At 66.9% G+C, this 19680-nt stretch carries 18 protein-coding genes; 6 read left to right on the top strand and 12 right to left on the bottom strand.

The annotated features are described in order from the left end of the window. Positions 1-77 precede the first annotated feature (77 nt). The 5 genes from AC1DFU_RS02190 to AC1DFU_RS02170 are packed head-to-tail and all read left to right on the top strand — an operon-like array spanning position 78 to position 6536. A complete protein-coding gene (locus tag AC1DFU_RS02190) occupies positions 78-1139 on the top strand; it encodes a tripartite tricarboxylate transporter substrate binding protein (protein WP_441592533.1) in 1062 nt (353 codons plus the stop codon). A 42-nt stretch (positions 1140-1181) separates the two neighbouring features. Beyond that, positions 1182-2705, top strand: a complete 1524-nt coding sequence (locus tag AC1DFU_RS02185; protein WP_441592532.1) for a UxaA family hydrolase — start codon at positions 1182-1184, stop codon at positions 2703-2705. 25 nt (positions 2706-2730) lie between these two features. Continuing rightward, positions 2731-4206 (top strand): NAD-dependent succinate-semialdehyde dehydrogenase, encoded by a 1476-nt coding sequence (locus tag AC1DFU_RS02180; protein ID WP_092301503.1) that lies wholly within the window; start codon positions 2731-2733, stop codon positions 4204-4206. 47 nt (positions 4207-4253) lie between these two features. Then, positions 4254-5060, top strand: a complete 807-nt coding sequence (hpaI, locus tag AC1DFU_RS02175) for a 4-hydroxy-2-oxoheptanedioate aldolase (RefSeq protein WP_092301506.1) — start codon at positions 4254-4256, stop codon at positions 5058-5060. 33 nt (positions 5061-5093) lie between these two features. Next, a complete protein-coding gene (locus AC1DFU_RS02170) occupies positions 5094-6536 on the top strand; it encodes an FAD-binding oxidoreductase (RefSeq protein ID WP_441592531.1) in 1443 nt (480 codons plus the stop codon). Between the two features lie 31 nt (positions 6537-6567). On the opposite strand, the gene AC1DFU_RS02165 is transcribed toward AC1DFU_RS02170, so the two are convergent. The 8 genes from AC1DFU_RS02165 to AC1DFU_RS02130 form a co-directional block, all read right to left on the bottom strand. Further along, a complete protein-coding gene (locus AC1DFU_RS02165) occupies positions 6568-7476 on the bottom strand; it encodes a hypothetical protein (RefSeq protein ID WP_441592530.1) in 909 nt (302 codons plus the stop codon). Continuing rightward, positions 7473-9953, bottom strand: coding sequence for a chitinase (locus AC1DFU_RS02160; RefSeq protein WP_441592529.1), 2481 nt, complete (start codon positions 9951-9953; stop codon positions 7473-7475). Before AC1DFU_RS02160 ends, AC1DFU_RS02165 begins: the two co-directional genes overlap by 4 nt. A gap of 223 nt (positions 9954-10176) precedes the next feature. Then, complete coding sequence (locus tag AC1DFU_RS02155) at positions 10177-10362, bottom strand: CsbD family protein (RefSeq protein ID WP_092301512.1); 186 nt, start codon at positions 10360-10362, stop codon at positions 10177-10179. Between the two features lie 144 nt (positions 10363-10506). Next, positions 10507-11325: a GntR family transcriptional regulator gene (locus tag AC1DFU_RS02150; protein WP_441592528.1), complete on the bottom strand. Its 819-nt coding sequence runs from the start codon at positions 11323-11325 to the stop codon at positions 10507-10509. Positions 11326-11411: 86 nt separating this feature from the next. Further along, positions 11412-12266 (bottom strand): isocitrate lyase/PEP mutase family protein, encoded by an 855-nt coding sequence (locus tag AC1DFU_RS02145; RefSeq protein WP_441592527.1) that lies wholly within the window; start codon positions 12264-12266, stop codon positions 11412-11414. Further along, entirely contained in the window at positions 12263-12802 is a 540-nt protein-coding gene (locus AC1DFU_RS02140; RefSeq protein ID WP_441592526.1) for a LeuD/DmdB family oxidoreductase small subunit, read from the bottom strand. Before AC1DFU_RS02140 ends, AC1DFU_RS02145 begins: the two co-directional genes overlap by 4 nt. Next, on the bottom strand, positions 12799-14097 hold the full coding sequence (locus AC1DFU_RS02135) for a 3-isopropylmalate dehydratase large subunit (protein WP_441592525.1): 1299 nt from the start codon (positions 14095-14097) through the stop codon (positions 12799-12801). Before AC1DFU_RS02135 ends, AC1DFU_RS02140 begins: the two co-directional genes overlap by 4 nt. A 6-nt stretch (positions 14098-14103) precedes the next feature. Further along, positions 14104-15018 (bottom strand): tripartite tricarboxylate transporter substrate binding protein, encoded by a 915-nt coding sequence (locus AC1DFU_RS02130; protein WP_092301578.1) that lies wholly within the window; start codon positions 15016-15018, stop codon positions 14104-14106. A gap of 262 nt (positions 15019-15280) precedes the next feature. On the opposite strand from AC1DFU_RS02130, the gene AC1DFU_RS02125 reads away from it, so the two are divergent. Beyond that, on the top strand, positions 15281-15418 hold the full coding sequence (locus tag AC1DFU_RS02125) for a hypothetical protein (RefSeq protein WP_441592524.1): 138 nt from the start codon (positions 15281-15283) through the stop codon (positions 15416-15418). Between the two features lie 32 nt (positions 15419-15450). On the opposite strand, the gene AC1DFU_RS02120 is transcribed toward AC1DFU_RS02125, so the two are convergent. The 4 genes from AC1DFU_RS02120 to AC1DFU_RS02105 form a co-directional block, all read right to left on the bottom strand. Then, a complete protein-coding gene (locus AC1DFU_RS02120) occupies positions 15451-16206 on the bottom strand; it encodes a PIG-L deacetylase family protein (protein ID WP_441592523.1) in 756 nt (251 codons plus the stop codon). 10 nt (positions 16207-16216) lie between these two features. Then, complete coding sequence (locus tag AC1DFU_RS02115) at positions 16217-17182, bottom strand: lysylphosphatidylglycerol synthase domain-containing protein (RefSeq protein ID WP_092301527.1); 966 nt, start codon at positions 17180-17182, stop codon at positions 16217-16219. Next, positions 17179-18429, bottom strand: a complete 1251-nt coding sequence (clsB, locus tag AC1DFU_RS02110) for a cardiolipin synthase ClsB (protein ID WP_441592522.1) — start codon at positions 18427-18429, stop codon at positions 17179-17181. The genes AC1DFU_RS02115 and clsB overlap by 4 nt, the downstream gene beginning before the upstream one ends. 177 nt (positions 18430-18606) lie before the next feature. Next, entirely contained in the window at positions 18607-19674 is a 1068-nt protein-coding gene (locus AC1DFU_RS02105) for a T6SS immunity protein Tli4 family protein (RefSeq protein WP_143093945.1), read from the bottom strand. Positions 19675-19680 lie beyond the last annotated feature (6 nt).

Genomic DNA, 19680 nt, shown 5'->3' with positions numbered 1-19680 from the left:
GACATGCCCACAATGAGGGCATGGCGATGGCAAAGCACCATCGCCCAGAACGCAAACACAAAAGAGACGGAGACAACATGCCACACGGTATCCCCACCGCTTCCCTCATCGCTTCCCCTTCAGAACTGCCGACCAGTCTCGCCCGCCGCCGGCTGTTGCTGGGCGGTGCGGCCAGCGCCGTGGCGGCTGCCACCGGCACCGCCGGGCTGATCCTGCCGAGCGGCGCCCGCGCCGCGGCGGCCTACCCCGAGCGCCCGATCAAGTTCATCTGCCCGTGGCCCGTGGGCGGCACGGCGGACCAGTCGATGCGCGCGCTGTGCCAGGTGGCGGCCGGCCTGCTCGGCCAGTCGGTGGTGGTGGAAAACCAGGCCGGCGCGTCCGGCATGATCGGCACCAAGGCGCTGGCGCGCGCCAACCCGGACGGCTACACCATCGGCCAGATCCCGATCTCCGTCACGCGCTTCTCCCAGCTTGGCATGCTGCAACTGGACCCGCGCACCGAGCTGACCTATCTGGCGCGCACCTCCGGCCAGACCTTCGGCATCGCCGTGCCGGCCAATTCCCGCTTCCACACGCTGCAGGACGTGATTGCCGCCGCCAAGGCGGACCCGGGCAAGCTGACCTATGCGCACGCCGGCATCGGCGGCGCCACGCACGTGGGCATGGAGCAGTTTGCGATGGCGGCCGGCGTCAAGTTCAACGCCATCGCCTACAAGGGCGGCTCGCAGGCGCTGCAGGACGTGCTGGCCGGTCAGGTGGACCTGCTGGCGGACTCCAGCTCGTGGGCACCGCATGTGGAGGCCGGCAAGCTGCGCCTGCTGGCCACCTGGGGCGAGCAGCGCACGCCGCGCTTCGCCAGCACGCCCACGCTCAAGGAGCTGGGCTACAACGTGGTGGTGGAGGCCCCCAACGGCATCGGCGCGCCCAAGGGCCTGCCGCCGGCCATCGAGAAGAAGCTGCGCGAGGCTTTCCGCGCCGCCGTGGCCAGCAACGAGTTCAAGGCCGTGGCCGCCCGCATCGACGCGCCCGTGATGTACCTCGACGGACCGGACTACAAGAAGTACGTGTCCACGGTCTACGACCAGGAAACCCAGTTGATCCAGCGCCTGAAACTGAAGGAAATGCTTCAGCAGAGCTGACCTGAGCTGATCCCAACGCATTTTTGAACGGCAACGTCCATCGTGAATCCGAACCCCGTCATCCGGCTCCATGCCAACGACAACGTGCTGATCGCGCGCAGCGACCTCACGCTGGGCCAGCCCCTGCCCGACCTGGGCGTGCGCGCCCGCGCGCAGGTGCCGGCCGGCCACAAGATTGCCGCGCGCGCCATTGCCCAGGGCGAGGCCGTGCGCAAGTACGACACCGTGATCGGCGTGGCTGACCGCGACATCGCCGCCGGGGAGCACGTGCACAGCCACAACCTGCGGCTGGTGGACTTCTACCGCGACCCCGAGTTCTGCCGCGACGTGCGCCCAGTGCAGTACGTGCCCGAGGCCGAGCGCGCCACCTTCATGGGCTACGTCCGCCCGGATGGCCGGGTCGGCACGCGCAACTTCATCGGCATCCTGTCCTCGGTGAACTGTTCGGCCACGGTGATCAAGCACATCGCCGCGCACTTCACGCCGGAGCGGCTGGCGGCGTATCCGAATGTCGATGGGGTGGCCGCCTTCGCCCAGAGCAGCGGCTGCGGCATGTCCTCCCCCAGCGAGCATTTCGATGTGCTGCGCCGCACGCTGGCCGGCTACGCGCGCCATCCGAACCTGGCTGGCGTGCTGATCGTCGGGCTCGGCTGCGAGCGCAACCAGGTGGCCTCGCTGGTCGACTCGCAGGGGCTGGTGCCGGGCGAGAACCTCCACACGCTGGTGATGCAGGACACCGGCGGCACGCGCGAAACCATCGCCGCCGGCATCCGGGCGATCGAAGCCATGCTGCCCGCCGCCAATGCCGCCACGCGGCAGCCGGTGCCGGCCAGCCATCTCAAGATCGGGCTGGAATGCGGCGGATCGGACGGCTTCTCGGGCATCACCGCCAACCCGGCGCTCGGCGCGGCCATGGACATCCTGGTGCGCCACGGCGGCACGGCCATCCTCTCCGAGACGCCCGAGATCCACGGCGTGGAATACATGCTCACGCGCCGCGCCGTGACGCCCGAAGTCGGCCAGAAGCTGCTTGACCGCCTCGCCTGGTGGGCGCGCTACACCGCCGGCCACAACGCCCAGTTCAACGGCGTGGTGGGCCACGGCAACCAGCAGGGCGGCCTCGCCAACATCTTTGAGAAATCGCTCGGCTCGGCCATGAAGGGCGGCACCACGCCACTGCAGGCCGTGTACGAGTACGCCGAGCCGATCGATCAGGCCGGCTTCGTCTTCATGGACTCGCCCGGCTACGACCCGGTGGCCGCCACGGGCCAGATCGCCAGCGGCGCCAACCTGATCTGCTTCACCACCGGGCGGGGGTCGATGTTCGGCTCCAAGCCGGCGCCGACGATCAAGCTGGCCTCCAACTCGCCGATGTTCCACCGGCTGGAAGAGGACATGGACATCAACTGCGGCCTCGTGCTCGACGGCGAACTGAGCGTGGCGCAGATGGGCGAGCAGATCTTCGCCCATATCCTGCGCGCCGCCTCCGGCGAAGCCACCAAGAGCGAGCTGCTGGGCCTGGGCGACCATGAATTCGTGCCCTGGCATCTCGGCATCGTCAGCTAACCCTTCATCCACCGTCCCCGCACCCATGCTTGATTCCCTCGCTCAGGCGGACCTGTTGCGTTCGCAGAACCTCGTCGGCCAGGAATGGTCCGATGCCCGCGCCGGCCAGCGGCTGGCCGTGACCAACCCGGCCACCGGCGAGGTCATCGCCAGCGTGCCGGACAGCCACGCCGCCGATGCCGCGCTGGCCGCCGACGCCGCCGCGGCCGCTTTCCCCGCCTGGAGCCGCCGCACCGCCCGGGAGCGCGCGCAGATCATCAAGCGCTGGCACGCGCTGATCCTCGCGCATGAGGCAGATCTGGCCCGCATCATCTCCGCCGAGCAGGGCAAGCCGCTGCACGAGAGCACGGGCGAGGTGCGCTACGGGGCGTCTTACGTCGAATGGTTCGCGGAGGAAGCCACGCGCATCTGCGGCGACGTGATTGCCGAGGCCGTGCCGGGCCGCAAGATGCTGGTGATCAAGGAGCCGGTGGGCGTGGTGGCCGCCATCACGCCGTGGAATTTCCCGCTGGCGATGATCGCGCGCAAGATCGCCCCGGCGCTGGCGGCCGGCTGCACCGTGGTGGCCAAGCCGGCCGAGGACACCCCGCTGACCGCGCTGGCGCTGGTCTGGCTGGCCCAGCAGGCCGGGCTGCCGGCGGGCGTGCTCAATATCGTCACGGCTTCGCGCGAACACACGCCGGCCGTGGTGGATAGCTGGCTGGCCGATCCGCGCGTGCGCAAGATCACCTTCACCGGCTCCACGCCGGTGGGCAAGCATCTGGCCCGCGAGTCGGCCTGCACGCTCAAGAAGCTGTCGCTGGAGCTGGGCGGCAACGCGCCGTTCATCGTCTTCGACGATGCCGACCTGGACGCCGCCGTGGACGGCCTGATGGCCGCCAAGTTCCGCAACGGCGGCCAGACCTGCGTGTGCCCGAACCGCGTCTACGTGCAGGACGCCGTGCATGACGACTTCGTCGCACGGCTGGCCGCCCGCGTGCAGGCGCTGCACGTGGGCCCGGCCACCGAGCCGGCCGCGCAGATCGGCCCGATGATCAACGCCCGCGCCGTGGACAAGATCGACCGCCATGTGCAGGATGCCGTCGCCCATGGCGCGCAGGTGGTCACCGGCGGCACGCGCGTGCGCACCGCCGACGGCCCCCACTACTACGCGCCCACGGTGCTCGTGAACGCCACCCCGGCGATGGCGCTGGCCGGCGAGGAAACCTTCGGCCCGGTGGCGCCGGTGTTCCGCTTCCACGACGAGGACGAGGTGGTCCGCCACGCCAACGACACCCCGTTCGGGCTGGCCGCGTACTTCTATTCGAACGATGTGCGGCGCATCTGGCGCGTGGCRCAGGCGCTGGAAACAGGCATCGTCGGCATCAACGAGGGCGCGCTGGCGTCCGAGGCAGCACCGTTCGGCGGGGTGAAGGAATCCGGCTACGGGCGCGAGGGATCTCGCCACGGCCTGGACGACTACATGCATACTAAGTACCTCTGCCAGGGCCAGCTGCTCTGAGCACCTTGGTCCAAACCGGCCGACCCCATCAAAAGAGGAGATTCCCGATGCCCGCCCACAACCCCTTCAAGGCCGCCCTGGCCGCGCGCCAGGCCCAGATCGGCCTGTGGATGTCCGCCGCCACGCCCTACCTGGCGGAAATCACCGCCACGGCCGGTTTCGACTGGCTGCTGATCGACGGCGAGCACGCGCCCAACGACGTGCGCACCATCCTCCAGACCTTGCAGACGCTGGCGCCCTACCGCTCCCAGCCCGTGGTGCGCGCCGTGGCCGGCGAGACCGCGCTGATCAAGCAGCTGCTGGATGTGGGCGCCCGGACCCTGCTGGTGCCGATGGTCGATACCGCCGAGCAGGCGGCGGCGCTGGTGCGCGCCACGCGCTATCCGCCCTTCGGCGTGCGCGGCGTGGGCAGCGCGGTGGCACGGGTGTCGCAGTGGAGCGCGCGCACGGACTACCTCGACATTGCCGATGACGAAGTCTGCCTGCTGGTGCAGGCCGAGACTGTGGCCGCCATGCAGAATCTGGAGGCGATCTGCGCCGTCGATGGCGTGGACGGCGTGTTTATCGGCCCGGCCGACCTGGCGGCGTCCATGGGCCATCGCGGCAAGCCCGGCCACCCCGAGGTGCAGGCGCAGATCGAAGCCGCCATGCGCACCATCATCGCCAGCGGCAAGGCTGCTGGCACGCTGACGTCCGACCCCGCGCTCGCGCGCCGCTACCTGGAACTGGGCTGCACCTTCGTCGCCACCGGCGTGGACGTGCTGGTCTATGCCAACGCCGCCCGCAAGCTCGCCGCCGAGTTCCTGCCCGACACGGCCACCGCCGCCGCCACGCGCCCCGGCGCCGCCTACTGATTGCCTGATTGCTGATTGCCAGAATTCCAAGCGATGACCGCCCTGCCCTCTCCCGAAACCATCCTCGCCGCGATGCAAGACATCGTCGGCGCCTCCGGCTGCCTGACTGACGCGGCCGACACCGAGTCGTACGTCACCGACTATCGCCGCCTGTATCGCGGCAAGTCGCCCGTGGTGGTGCTGCCGTCCACGACCGAGCAGGTCAGCGCGGTCATGGCGTGGTGCTACGCCCACGAGGTGCCCGTGGTGCCGCAGGGCGGCAACACCTCGCTGATGGGCGGCGCCGTGCCGGACGACAGCGGCACCGCCGTGGTCATCAACCTGCGCCGCATGAACCGCGTGCTGGCCATCGACACGATCAACGACACCATGACCGTGCAGGCCGGCGTGACGCTGGCCGGCGCCCGCGCCGCCGCCGAGGACAGCCAGCGGCTGTTCCCGCTGCGCATCGGCTCGGAGGGCTCCTGCCAGATCGGCGGCAACCTCTCCACCAACGCCGGCGGCACGGCCGTGCTGCGCTACGGCAATATGCGCGATCTCGTGCTGGGCATGGAAGTGGTGCTGCCGGACGGGCGCGTGTTCTCGTCGCTGCGCGGGCTGCGCAAGGACAACACCGGCTACGACCTCAAGCACCTGTTCGTCGGCGCCGAGGGCACGCTGGGCATTATCACGGCCGCCGTGCTGAAGCTGATGCCGCAGCCGCGCGCGTCGGCGGTGGCCTTTATCGCCGTGGAAAGCCCGGACGCCGCCGTGAAGCTGCTCGGCGAAGCGCGCCAGATCGCCGGCCCGGCCGTGACCGCGTTCGAACTGATCTCCGCACCGGCGCTGGAGCTGGTGCTCGAGTACCTGGGCGACACCGCCTCGCCGCTGGCGGAGCGGCACGACTGGATGGTGCTGATCGAGCTGACCTCGGGCGCCGACGAGGCCGCGCTGAACGCCACGCTGATGCAGATCCTGGAAAGCGGCCTGGAGCGCGGCTGGGTCAAGGACGCCGCCGTGGCGGCGAGCGGGGCCGACGCGCAGACCTTCTGGCGCATCCGCGAGGAAATCTCGGACGCCCAGACGCGCACCGGCGGCAGCATCAAGTGCGACGTCTCGGTGCCGCTGTCGCGCATCGCCGAATTCATCGGCAACGCCTCCGCCCGCGTGCTGGCGCTGGAACCGGCCACGCGCATGGTCATCTACGGTCACATGGGCGACGGCAACGTCCACTTCAACCCGCTCCGCCCCAAGGACCGCAGCGCCGCCGACTTCCTCGGCCAGTGGTACAAGCCCGTCTCGGACCTCGTGGACGGCCTGGCCCACGCCGAAAACGGCTCGATCTCGGCCGAACATGGCATCGGCGTGGCCAAGCGCGACGACCTGCGGCAATACAAGTCCCAGGTCGAACTCGAACTGATGTGGCAGGTGAAACGGGCGCTGGACCCGAAGAATTTGCTGAATCCGGGGCGGGTGCTGCCGGGGCTGGGGGAGTAAGGGGCCGCAACCGCCCACTATTCCCGCACAGCTACGCTGGGAATCCCTGCAGGTAGAGGAAAAATGGAAGCTTTGGGCCGCCGTCATTCGACGGCGCCCAATCGCCGGCAAGCCTGCCGTCCTTCATCGAACCCCTGAGAGTTCCTGCAACCCCTCCACCGACGTCATACGCCGTCAGTGCGAGCTTCCCGTCTGTGCTGAGATTGCCCCGCAACGCGAACGACGAGCCGGTCTGATTCAAATCCTTAAGCTCACCACTTAATTCGCTCCCATTCTTCCTCAGGGACATGTCGACAAAGCGGTTCGGGCCGATGTGCCCCGAGAGGTCGTGCTGGCCATCGCGCTTGAGTCCCGTGATCGGCTTGCAGGCAATCGTTCCAATGGGCAGATACGCTTCCTTATCGACCCGTGGCACAAAACATGGTTGTGCGGACGCTGCTTTTTGGCCGCCTACGCTTGAAGCGCGCAGCTTCGGGTCTAGGTGTTTAACTAATCGAACACGTCGGATTTGACTTTTCGGGAGCGCCTCCATCGCATCGAATGACGCGCCGCTGACTTCGGCCTCCGGAAGCTTGGCCATCGATGCCGACCACTTCAAACCGTTTTCTTGCGATGAGACAACAAGATCGATGCGGAGCGAATAAACAGACGAGAATCTCCACCCGGCGCTCGTTCTGATCAATGGAATGAAACGGGTATTTCTGTCATTCTGGAATGCTTCCTTGACGAGTACATATTGCTCGCCGTACTTATAGATATCTACGCTGCTCAGAATGCTGGCATTAAGCTCACCGGCGATCAACTTCCCGCTCCGTTCGACCAGATTTTCCATCTCCTGAATGTATAGTTCACAGGCGGTCACCTCCTCGGAGCACACTGTGGATGCATTGGCGAACGAAGCGGCGCAAGCGAGCAATATGGCCGGAATGATATTTTTCACAGGCACTGTCTCAGTAACGATTCAAATTTCGTCGCATATTCCGCGATGACGGTATCTTTGTCCGTACCATTAATGATCCGGCGTGCCGCAACATAGTCCACGCCGGCGTTATTAATGTAATGGGGCAAACTCTTGCCGGTAAAGGTGCCCCGTATCATGCCTTCGACCATGATCAACACCGCCCTGCGCCATTCCAGGGCCGCATCCGGTTCCGCCAACAGATCGATCTCGGCGACTTCGCAGAACTTCGCGTAGTTTGCCTGCCAGGTAATTTGGACCAGCCCTCTCCCTCGATATTTGTGACCATCGCCGACCTTCGTATTTCCAAGCGCTTTCGCGCGTTTCGGATTGCTGGCACCCGGGCCGGATCCATATTTCATCTCGGCTGCGTCATAGGATAATTCTTCTCGAACGGGGCCAAAGAAAGTCGCCGTTAGGAATTCATATGACTCGAGCCGGGCCGTCGCCAACATATACGCCACATAGTGGATGTTGAACGTACTTCCTTTGGATATATAGAGTTCGTCGAGCCAACCCATAAGGGTCATCAGATTATCTTCCGATGTCCGCGATAGCGCGGGAAGCGTTTGCTTTGCTGCCCCTTTCTCCGGGTACCAACCAAATTTAGACGGATGCGCTTCCTTGTAAAGCGCCACGAACTTTTCGATGTCAATCCGGCGGTGCCGGATGAAGTTTCCGATCACACCGATCGGATGTAGGTGAAAGACCTCTGGCGCCGGTAAAGCGGGGAGGCGGGCACTCACCTCCTCCCACCACGTCAACGCCTGAATTTTCCTGTGTTCGGCCTTCAGGGCGGCGGCGTCTCCACCCTTCTTTTGGATTTCGACAATCAACGCCGACCACTTCCCAGGATTCGCCCATTCACTCTCATGCTGGACGATCAATCGCGAAGCAATGGCAGCGGCCCAGGGATCTTCGGAAGCCCGGCAAAGCTGGCTTGCCGCGTGCGCGCCGTCGCCCGTCACATAGAGCTGGCGACAGAGTTCGCGCATCAACGGGCTCAGCTTATCGATAGCCCCGGCCTCTGGCACCTCCGCCCCGGTGATGTAGTCCAGGTACGCCTGAGGCGTGGCAAAAACGGTGTGAGTACGATCATGTTTCGCATGCAAGAAAGCAAAATCCACCCACTTCTGCGCGAACTCCCGGGAGATCCGTCCCCCGGGAAAATTCTCTTCACGCACCCATCCCGAAATGTCCCGACGACGTACGTCCGCGCTATCCACTTTCCACCACCGAAGCGACTTGCCATCGCAACCGGCCTCCTTCTCCACGCATGGCTTGACCTGCCGTCGAGCCAGTTCTTCGATGGTGTAAACCTGAATGACGTCGGAAATTGGTGGATCCCGGCCTTCCTGGTCCGGGGCCATGAAGAGTTTGGTTTGTCTGTCGATCCGCAGAATCGTGGGCTCTGGCCGTAGGCCGAATTGCTGCCAGGTTGCTGGCTTCGCTGCATGCTCCCTGATCCAGCCTCTACCCGTTTCGATGAAGGCTTGAATGCTGTCGTCACAGAACATCTCGAGGTGGACCATGCGAGCCACCGCCCGCTCAGCGAGCCAATCATTTCGCCCCAGGTGCCCGATGAGTCCGCCCGCGCGGATCGGAATCGGTTTCGACGGCACGACAACTCTATCCACAGCACTTGCAGGCACGAAGGGTTCCACGATGGCACTACCGCTCACCCGTCCTAGGTAGACCCATCCCTTGTGCGCCGCGCCCGGCGCCACGTAGCCACCGACCGCAGGTGCCGCAATTGCCAGTTCGTGTACCTCATCGATCTGGCCCCAGTCGCCGTCCCGCTGCAACAGGCTGAAGTGTGCGCCGCGAGGCAGAATTCCCAACACAGTCCCACCTGCCTTGGTGGCACGGACGCGGAGACCGATCTGCGGCGCGGCTGCCGCCGTCTGGCCGACGCGCCTATCCTGCCGGTCGTTCGTCTTCGGCCCCACTTTGAACCAGGTGGACCAGTACGCCGGACGGCGTAGCGCCTTGTCGGCTTCATAGTCGACAAGGTCTTGCAGATGCATGTAGAGGCTGTAGAAAGTCAGCATGCAGTCCTTCGGGAACTCCATGCGATGGCGCACCAGCGCGAAACCGGTGCTGTACTGCGCGGTGAACGGAGGGTGGCTGGGACCCTGTGGAATTTCGGCCTTCGGATAGTGCTGATTGACGCGCCATGCGACCACTTCCCCATCGGCCATGCATCGGACACCATGCCTCAGATCGAGCGATGTGCCTGCGCCGGCGTCGGAGATATGGATACCTCCGTGCCAAAGGCCCTTCTTGCTGACCGCATAGGGGCCGTCAGGCTCCTTGCGCAATAGCCTAAGAAATTCGTGCTGATCCCTGAAGGCTTCTGAGACCCTGCCAGGGCCTGGCGGTGCCTTTCGGAAGGGAAACGCGAAATTCAGCGTCTTCAGTGGCGTGCCTGTTGATTGTCTGGTTGGTGCTGTTGCCATGGGTGGATTGCGCCATCCCTAGCGGGCCGCGCAAGTGATCTAGCCGTAATGATCCACCATGCTAGGGAGACATGCTCCTATCGCACAATCGCACTTCTCCGAAAACGGTAGTTCCCTGGTCATTGCCATGAAAAAGGCGGGGAGCCACCCCGCCTTTTTTGCGTTACCGAAGGGCGCCCAGGCGCCCTTTTTTCCGGCTTGGACCGACCTGGGCCGGCTTGCCTTAGCGCGGCTTCTTCGTGTCCTTCATGTCCTGCTTGGCGTCGCCGTACGCGGCCTGGGTGCGGCCAGCCACTTGCTGCGCCTTGCCCTTCATTTCCGTCGTGGTCTTGCCGGTCATCTTGCCGGCGACTTCCTTGGCCTTGCCCTTGGCCTCTTCCACACGGCCCTTCACTTGATCCTTGTTCATGGTGAGGTCTCCATCGGTCAGGTTGAGACAGTCCGCGCCCGGATTCCGGTATCCCGGGGGCACGGCGCTAATGGACAGTGTAGGAAGGCTGGCGCCCGGCGGGTGTAGGACTTCTTCCCAATGGGCTGTCGGCGCGGAACCCGCCTAGACGTCGTCGCTGGCGGCGGGCTGCGTGGACGGATCCGCGTCGATCCAAACCTTGGTAGACGCCCCCACGCGCGTGAGCCGCATCTGGTAGGCGTAGCGCTCCGGGTGATACAGGCCCACCAGGAACTGCACGGCCCGGCCGTTGCGGTCGCTGGCCACGCGGGACACGCGCAACAGCGGCACGCCGGGTGCGATGCGCAGGATGCGGGCCACGTCCAGGTCCGCCGCCGCCGCGCCCAGCGTCTGCTCGGCGGAGACCACCTCCACGCCGTGTTGCTCCAGCGCCACGAGCATCGGTGTGTCCTGGAGGGTATGGCGATCGATGGCCACGGCGAGGTCGGCGGGCAGGAAGACCTCGGTATAGGCGATGGGATGGGTCTTGAACTTGCGCACCCGCACCACCTTGAGCACCGGCGCGCCGGGCGGCAGGCCCAGCGCCGCGCTGACCCGGGCGGGGGCGGCCATCTGGCGCCATTCGAGCACGGAAACCCGCGTGCGCAGGCTCATGCTGACGATGTTGTCGAGCAGGCCGCCGCCGTGCGACGTGCCCAGCGCGGCGCCGGGCGGGGCCTCGTGGCGCGCGGACGGCACGGTCGGCACCGTGCCCTTGCCGCGCAGCCGGGCCACCAGCCCCTCCTCCTGCAGCCGCGCCAGCGCAGACCGCACCGTCACGCGCGCCACGCCGAATTCCTCGGCCAACTGACGTTCGCCGGGCATGGGCAGCCCGCTCTCGTAGAAGCCGGCGCGGAGGCGGTCACGCAGGATCAGGCGAACCTGCTGGAACCGGGGCAGCGTGATGTCGACATCGGGCAACATGGCAGGTGGCTTAACAATGTGGCGTAACGAACATCTCGCCACGGTACGCGCGCCGCGCCCCCTCCGCAACCTCGGCAACCTCCCCCTTATTCGTAGCGCTTGCCCAGCGCCAGCATCTCGGGCGTGCCGATCACCTCGTTCAGCTCGGCAAACGTCAGCATCCTGGGCAGGTACGGCGTGGTGGTGCCGTGGGCGGCCAGGCTGCCGAGGTAGTCGCGCAGCGCGAAGCTGAGCGCCCGCGCCGTGCCGCCGGGGAAAATCACGATGCGGAAGCCGATTTCCTCGAGTTCCGCCGCCGGCAGGACCGGCGTCTTGCCCCCTTCGACCATATTGGCCAGCAGCGGCGCGCGGTGGCCGAGCCGGGCGATGGCCGTGCCCATGTCCTCGCGGCTGCGCAGGGCCTCCACGAACAGCACGTCGGCGCCGGCATCGGCGAACATCTCCGCCCGGGCCAGCGCGGGCTCCAGGCCCTCTACCGCCACGGCGTCCGTGCGGGCGACGATCAGCGTGTTGGCGTCACGGCGGGCGTCACAGGCGGCGCGGATCTTGCCGGCCATTTCCTGGGCCGAAATCAGCGTCTTGCCGTCCAGGTGGCCGCAGCGCTTGGGCGCCGCCTGGTCCTCGAACTGGATCGCCGAGGCGCCGGCGCGCTCCAGCACCCGCACGGTCTGCATCACGTTGAGCGCGTTGCCGAAGCCCGTGTCGGCATCGACGATCAGCGGCAGGTCCACCCGTTCGCGGATATTGCGCGTGACCGACGCCACGTCGTCCAGCGACAGGAAGCCGATGTCCGGCCGCCCGAAGCGCGTGTAGGCGATGCTGGCGCCGGACAGGTAGGCGGCCTGGAAGCCGGCCTGCTCCACCAGCAGCGCCGAGAAGGCGTCGTACACGCCCGGTGCGGTGACGATACCCGGCGCCTGCAGCCGTTCCTTGAGATTCATGGTGTTGCCTCCGTGAGGGACTGTCCGATTTGTCGTGCCGCGAGTTTACGCGCGAGATGTGGCACCAGGCCACCATCGCGAATCATGGCGATCAGGTGTGGCGGAATCGATTCGCAGGCGAGCACCGCGCCGGTCTCGGCCACATGCACCCGCGCGGCGTCGATATCGGCATGCACGCGCTGGCCTGGCTGCACCACGCCCGCCTCCGGGCAGATCAGCAGCGGCAGGCCGAGGTTGAAGCCATTGCGATAGAACAGGCCGGCGAACGCGGGCGCCACGACGGCGGCCACGCCCAGGTGGCGCAGCACCTCGACAGCCTGCTCGCGCGAGGATCCGGCACCGAAGTTCCGTCCGCCGATCACCACATCGCCCGGTTGCACCGCCTGCGCGAAGGTGGGATCGAGCGCTTCCAGGCAGTGTTTGGCGATCTCGCCGATGCCGTATTTCATATAGGCGCCGGGCGCCAGCAGGTCGGTATTGACGTCATCGCCGAAGACCCAGGCGCGGCCGAAGACGGGTTTCTGGGGGGCGTTCATGCCATGACCTCGCGGGGATCGGTGATGCGGCCGGCGATGGCCGAGGCTGCCACCGTGTAGGGCGAAGCCAGATAGACCTGCGACGAGGCCGCGCCCATCCGCCCCTTGAAATTACGGGCGGTGGTGCTGATGGCCACGGAATCCTCGCCGAAGCGGTGGGCGCCGTAGCCGGCGCAGGCGCCACAGGCATTGGGCAGCAATTCGGCCCCGGCGGCCTCCAGCGCGCCGAGCGTGCCATCGGCGGCGGCCCGGGCCTGATCGGCCGCGCTGGCCGGCGCCACCAGCAGCCGCACGCCCTTGGCCACGCGCTGGCCGCGCAGCACGTGGGCCGCCATCCGCAAATCCTCGAGCTTGGCGCCGGTGCAGGCGCCGATATAGGCGATATCGACCGAGACATCGGCGAACACGCCGGCGTCATCGGCCCCGGCCGGGCTGTGCGGGCGGGAAACCTGCGGGGCCAGCGCGGCGGCGTCGAAACGGTGCTCGGCCAGGCACGGCGCGTCCGCGTCGGACTGCCAGGCGGCCAGGTCGATCTGGTCAGCATCGGCCACGCCCACGCGGGCGAGCCAGTCCCGCGTAACGGCATCCGGCGCGATCAGGCCGACCTGCGCGCCCAGTTCGACGGTCATATTGGACAGCGTCATGCGCTCCTGCATCGGCAGCGCGCGCACCGCCTCGCCCGTGTACTCCACGGCCTGATACTGGCCGCCATCCATGCCGAGCTGCGTGCACATGCGCAGCATCATGTCCTTGGCCGAAACGCCCGGCTGGAGCCGGCCATGCCAATGCAGGCGGATGGTCTCCGGCACGCGCACCCAGATCTCGCCCGTGACCAGCACGCCCAGCATCTCCGTGGCGCCGATGCCGAACATGTACGCGCCGAACGCGCCGCCGGTGCACGAATGGCTGTCGCCGCCCACCGCGAACATGCCGGGGCGCAGGTAGCCCTTCTCGGGCAGCACCACGTGGCAGATGCCTTCCATGTCGTGGAAGCGCGCCACGCCGGCGGACTTCACCCAGTCCCGCGCGAGCTGGACGATGGCCCGGCTGTCCGCGTCATGGGCGGGCACGTAGTGGTCGGTCACCACCACGACCTTGTCCGGGTCCCAGACCTTGGCACCGAGCTTCTCAAGCATCGGCTTCACGCGCCGGGGACCGCCCGAGTCATGCATCATCGCCAGATCCACGCCACACGTGACGATCTCGCCCGGGGACACATGCTGGCGCCCCGTGGCGCGTGCCAGCAGCTTCTGCGCTAACGTCTGCGGCGCGATCTGCGGCGAATTTTCGGTCATTCCCACTTATTCCACCTTCGTGCCAGACGCCTGAATCACCTTGGCCCAGTGCTGGATATCGTTGCGGACAAACTGTCCAAACTGCTGCGGCGTCATGCTCACCGCCGTGGCCGCCTCGGTCTCCATGCGCTGCCGGTAGGCCGGGTCTTCCACGGCCACGCGCACGGCGCGATAGAGCTGGTCGACCGTGGCCGGCGGCAGCTTGGCCGGGCCGAACAGGCCAAACCACGCGCTCGACTCGAAGCCTTTCACCGTAGCGGCGATGGCCGGCACGCCGGGGAACTGCGGCAGCGGGTCCTTGCTGCTGACGCCGAGGATCTTGATCGCGCCGCTGCGCGCGTGCGGCAGCACGTTCACGGTGCTCGCGAACATCAGGTCCACCGTGCCGCCGAGCAGATCGGTCAGCGCGGGATTGGTGCCCTTGTAGGGGATGTTGAGGATGTCCGTGCCGGTCTGGAGCTTGAACTGCTCGCTGGCCAGATGCAGCGACGAGCCCTGCGCGCCGATGGCGAAACTCAGCTTGCCGGGGTTGCGCTTGGCATAGTCGATCAGGCCGGCCGTGGTGTCGAACGGCGCGTTCTTGCGCGCCACCAGCACGCTGGGCACCCGCGCCACCATGGTGATGGGTGTGAAGTCACGCACGGCATCGAACGGCAGGTTCTTGTAGAGCGAGGCGTTGATCGTGTGGCCGGTGAAGCTCATCAGCAGCGTGCTGCCGTCCGGCGTGCTGCGCGCCACGTACTGCGCCGCGATATTGCCGCCCGCGCCGGGCCGGTTGTCCACCACCACGGTGCGATGGAGCGAGTCCCCCATCGAGCGGGCGATCAGCCGGGCCAGCGCGTCGGTGGTGCCGCCCGCCGGGCTGCCCACGACGATGGTGATGGGCTTGTCCTGCGCCATGGCCAGCGGGGACGCGGTCATCGCCACGGTGGCCACTGCGGCCACGGCGCAATGGCCGAGGAATCGGCCGAGGAATTGTCGTCGATTGGGGTGCACGTCCTGTCTCCGGTGGGTATCGGTGTTATGGAGACTGACTCTAGGGGAGCGGCCGGGGCGGTTCAATGGGACCAGCTGGTCCTATCGGCAGGACCGGCTGTTCCGCTCGAAGTTCCGGGCGGGGTGGCACGCAATCTGCACATGGCGGAGACCTGGCCCGAATGGGCTCACTCACCTGGGAGATTCCATGCTTCATGGCGACGTGCAGGACAAGCACCAGAAAATGCACCGTTTGCGCGGCAAGCCGCGCCGGGTCTGGACCCATCCGCTGATCCTCGGCGGCATCGCGCTGATGCTGGCGGCCTACATCGCCACGTACTGGTAGGGCCGGGTAAGCCTTACAACGTTGGGTAACGGCTACCGCTCATTGGGCCGCGCACCGCGGGCATTGGCGAGCGGGTCGAGGCTCCAGTAGCGCTCCGGCACGCTGATATCGGCCAGTTGCTGGGCATTGAACAGCCGCAACTGGCTCTCGTAGGCTTCCACGGCCTGCGACTTGCGGAGCTGCTGCTGGGACACCGGCAGGTGCACGGGCGCGGCAACCAGGCCCTCCTGCCACCATCCCGCCAGGCGGCTCTGCACCGCGCCGGGCATGCAGCGGTGGATCGCGTCTTCATAGAACAACCACTGCTGGGGGGCGGGGATCAGCGTCTCGGCGTCGCCGGCGGCCAACGCCGACTGGTCTACCGCTACGGCCTCGCGCAGCAGCATGCAGGCGGCGTTCACGAGGACGTGGTCGGGGTGATACACGCCCATCGGCGCGACGATGGTGGCGCGCTGCTGCAAGGACAGCAGGCGGCCAAGGCGCACGGCGATGTCCACCGCGCTGCGCCGCTCGCCGTACTGGCCATCGAGAAAGTCCAGCCAGACCGGCTCGGCACCCAGTCGCCGCAAGGCACGCCCATCCTCCTGCCGCCGCGCTCGCACGGCCTGGGCGCCGCTGGTGAACCCGGCGGCAAGGTCCCATTCCGGCGCATCAAGTGTTGCAGCAGGCTCGCCGGCAAAGACGGTCACGACCAGTGCCGCTGGGCACGCGGCGATCAGGTTGCCGCAACTGAACACGGCATCGTCCAGGTGCGGCGAAATCACGATGATCGAGGCAGGAATGTCCATGGTGTCAGGGCTACGCGCTGTCCGTTCTCGGCTGCGGCGGCCCAGTCCGCATCTCCATCCACGCGTACAGCGCGGAGGCGAAGACCATCGGGATCAGGTAATACAGCGCGCGGTAGACGATCAGCGCCGCCAGCAGCGTGTGCTGGGGCACCTGATTGCCCAGCAGCAGCACGAACACCGTCTCCAGCACGCCGAGGCCGGCGGGAATATGCGCCAGCGCGCCCGCCACGCTGCCAATCAGCAGCACGCTCAGCACTGCCGCCAGGTTGACCTCCTTCGGCAGCAACAGGTTGATGATGGCGGCGAGCGTGATCCAGTTGGTGATCGACAGCGCGCTTTGCAGCAGGGCGAAGCGCAGGCTGGGCAGGCTGAACACGTGCCCGCGAATCTTGATGCGGCGCCGCGTAGCCTTCGCGCAGGCCAGCCAGTACGCCAGCCCGGCGAGGAACATCAGCACGCCCAGGCCACGCAGCGCCAGTTCGCTGATGCCCCAGGCGGGCGGCAGCCCCGGCGGATACAGGCTGAAGACGACGCCGGCGATCAGCATGTAGCCAGTCCAGTTCGTGACGATGGCGATGGTGTAGACGCCAGCGACCTGCGAGCCGCTGACCTCGGCCTTCGAATAGAGCCGCAGCCGCACCCCGAGGCCGCCCACCACGGCGCCGATATTGAGGTTGAAGATGTAGGCGATGAACGCGGTCAGCATCACGCGCACCGTTGAGAGGTGGTGACGCGTGTAGTGGCGGCCGAGCAGGTCGAACGAGGCGTGAAGCAGGAAGCTCACGCACGCCAGCCCGGCGGCTGGCAGCAGCGTGCGGGCATCGTAGCCCTTCAGCGACTGCCACACCTTGGTCCAGTCAATGCCGCCCAGCGCGCGGAAGATCAGCACCGCCACCAGCACGACGAACGCCACGCCGGCCACCCGTTTGACGGCTTTCCAGGGAATGCGCCGGCGCGCCTTGGCGATCATCGTCATGGGCAGTCCTGTTCGCGCGGGGGCGTGGGCACGCCGGCTTGCCAGCCGGACGGGGGCGCGTCCAGCGTCGGCGTCAGCAGCTTGGGCGTATGCGCCGGCAGCCACCCCGCCCAGGCCGGGAAGCGCCGCAGCGCGTGAAAGACCAGCGCCGTGGCCAGCCCTTGCCAGCGCGGGCGGATACCGTCCGGCGTGGCCGGCACTTCCTGGCAGCTGCTTTCCATGCGCGTGCGCAGGTTCTGCTTCAGCGCGGCGGCAAAGTCCGCGTCGCGGATGATGAGGTTGGCTTCGAGGTTCAGGAACAGGCTCAGCGGATCGAGATTGCTCGATCCGACCGTCGCCCAGTCGTCATCGACCACGGCGACCTTGCCGTGCAAGGGCCGCTCGCAGTACTCGAAAATGCGCACGCCAGCCTCGCGCAGGTGGGCGTACAGCATGTCCACGGTGCGCTTGACCCACATCATGTCCGGGTTGCCCTGGACGATCAGCTGCACGTCCACGCCGCGCCGGGCGGCATCGCAGATCGCCTGGAGCAAACGGTAACCGGGCAGGAAATAGGCGTTGGCGATGATCAGCTCGCGCTCCGCACCACGGATGGCCAGCAGGTATTGGCGCTCGATGTCGCGGCGGTGGCGGTCGTTGTCACGCGTGACGAGGAGCGCGGTGCCGGGGCCAGCGGGCGCGCCAGCCTCGCTCACCCGGCGTACCGGACGCCGGGGCGGCGCCTTCGGGCCGGGTGAGCTGGCGTGGATGGCGTCCAGCAGGAACTCGTGGATTTCGCGCGCGGCGGGGCCTTGCACCTCGACCGCATAGTCCTGCTTGGCCAGCGGGCCGGAATCGATCAGGTGCTGGACCGAGACGTTGATGCCGCCGACAAAGGCCACGCTGGCATCCACGGCGACCAGCTTGCGGTGCAGGCGCCGGAACAGGTTGGTACGCATGCCAACCAACCTCCGGCGGGGCGAGAACAGATGGACGACCACGCCGGCCTCCACCAGTCCGCCCAGGAATGCGGGCGACAGATCGGCCGAGCCGAAGCCGTCGACCGTCAGCGCCACGCTGATGCCCCGGCGCGCCGCCGCGATCAGCGCGTCGCGCAGCGGCTGGCCGACCTCGTCATCGAACAAGATGAAGGTCTCCAGCAGCACGCTTTGCTGCGCGCCTTCGATGGCCGCCAGTACCCTCGGGAAGTATTCTTCCCCGTTTTCGAGTAGGCGGAACTGATTTCCGGTTGTCCATGTGGGGCCCATCTCAGGCACCAAGCACGAACGGTGCCTGCGGGCGACGGGCCGCGCCGGGCCTTGCGGAACAAGGCGCTGGCACGGGAAAGTGGCAAGAACGTTGCAGCGATTACCGGGTGGGGCTACCTGTGGCTGCAATTGAGCGCTGGAGCGGACGTCACTTTTCGAGATCGACGTGCAGGTAGGCTAGAAGGCGTTCGGGCGCGGGCGGAGGGTTGTCGATACGGCGTCCCAGAGGGCCAGCGCCTGCGCCTCGGTGAAAGCGGCTGGCGTTGACGGATCTTCACGCGAGGCAGGTCCACGATTGCGCATCGTCAGCGCGAAGTAAGGCGTGTCCGGGCTGCCGTCCGTCGCGCCGATCTCCAGCCGGAACAGATGTTCCTGCTCCCCTGCCGTGCCCGTCGGCCTGCCGATCAGCCATTCCTCGCCCAGTTCCATGGGCAGCCTGACGACGCCCTTCCGCAGGGTGCGCCAGCCGTCCGGTGCACCCGTGGCCGCATCGAACCCGTCTCGCTCAAGCAGCGACGGGGCTTCATGCAGGCTGGAATGCGTGAGGATGTGGAACGAGACGCCGGGGTAGGACGGCAGATCGAAGCGCACATCGACATACTCGTACGGCCTGGATTTGCCCAGCAGATAGCCGCCGGGAATGCAGAGCGCGGGCTTCGTCGGAACACTGCCGGCGGGGAGACCTCGAAAGCTGTCCAGCATGTTCAGCACTTCAAAGCGGCGCTGGGGAACGTTGTTCTTGACCGTCACGTTGCCAACGAGCGGGTTGGCGGACTGGTCCGGGTCGGTGAAATCCCAGGCCTCGCGCTGGATCTGGATGCGGACGCCGTTCTCCCAGCGATAGCCTTCCAGCGTCCGCCTGGCCGGATCGGCGTCTACCGCGCCTCGGTGCATGAAGTAGCCTGGCTGCCCGTCTGGCGACGTCGTGTTCGCGTACAGGAAGGGATCGGCATCGACGCTCTTCACGGCCTTGAGTTCGGCGCCGCGCTTGGCGATCTCTGCCTGAAAGGCGTCGATGGCCATGGCTTGCGTGGAGATCATGATGCCGCGAATCTTCGTCGTGCCGCGCGTCGTCATGCCCGGCGGCATCTCCAGCAGGTAGCGTCCGACGCAATGGGGAATGAGCTTGTGGGTCAGCGCATCCACGGCCTGTTGTTCCGGCATGGACATCGTGGGGGCCTTGCCACAGGCCCCGAGCGCCAGGGTGGCGCAGAGTGTGAGGGCTGCTGCGGCGCGCGCTTTCACATGCAC

The sequence above is a fragment of the Cupriavidus sp. 10L45 genome, assembly GCF_056395225.1.
This window is presented reverse-complemented; position numbering and strand designations above follow the sequence as displayed.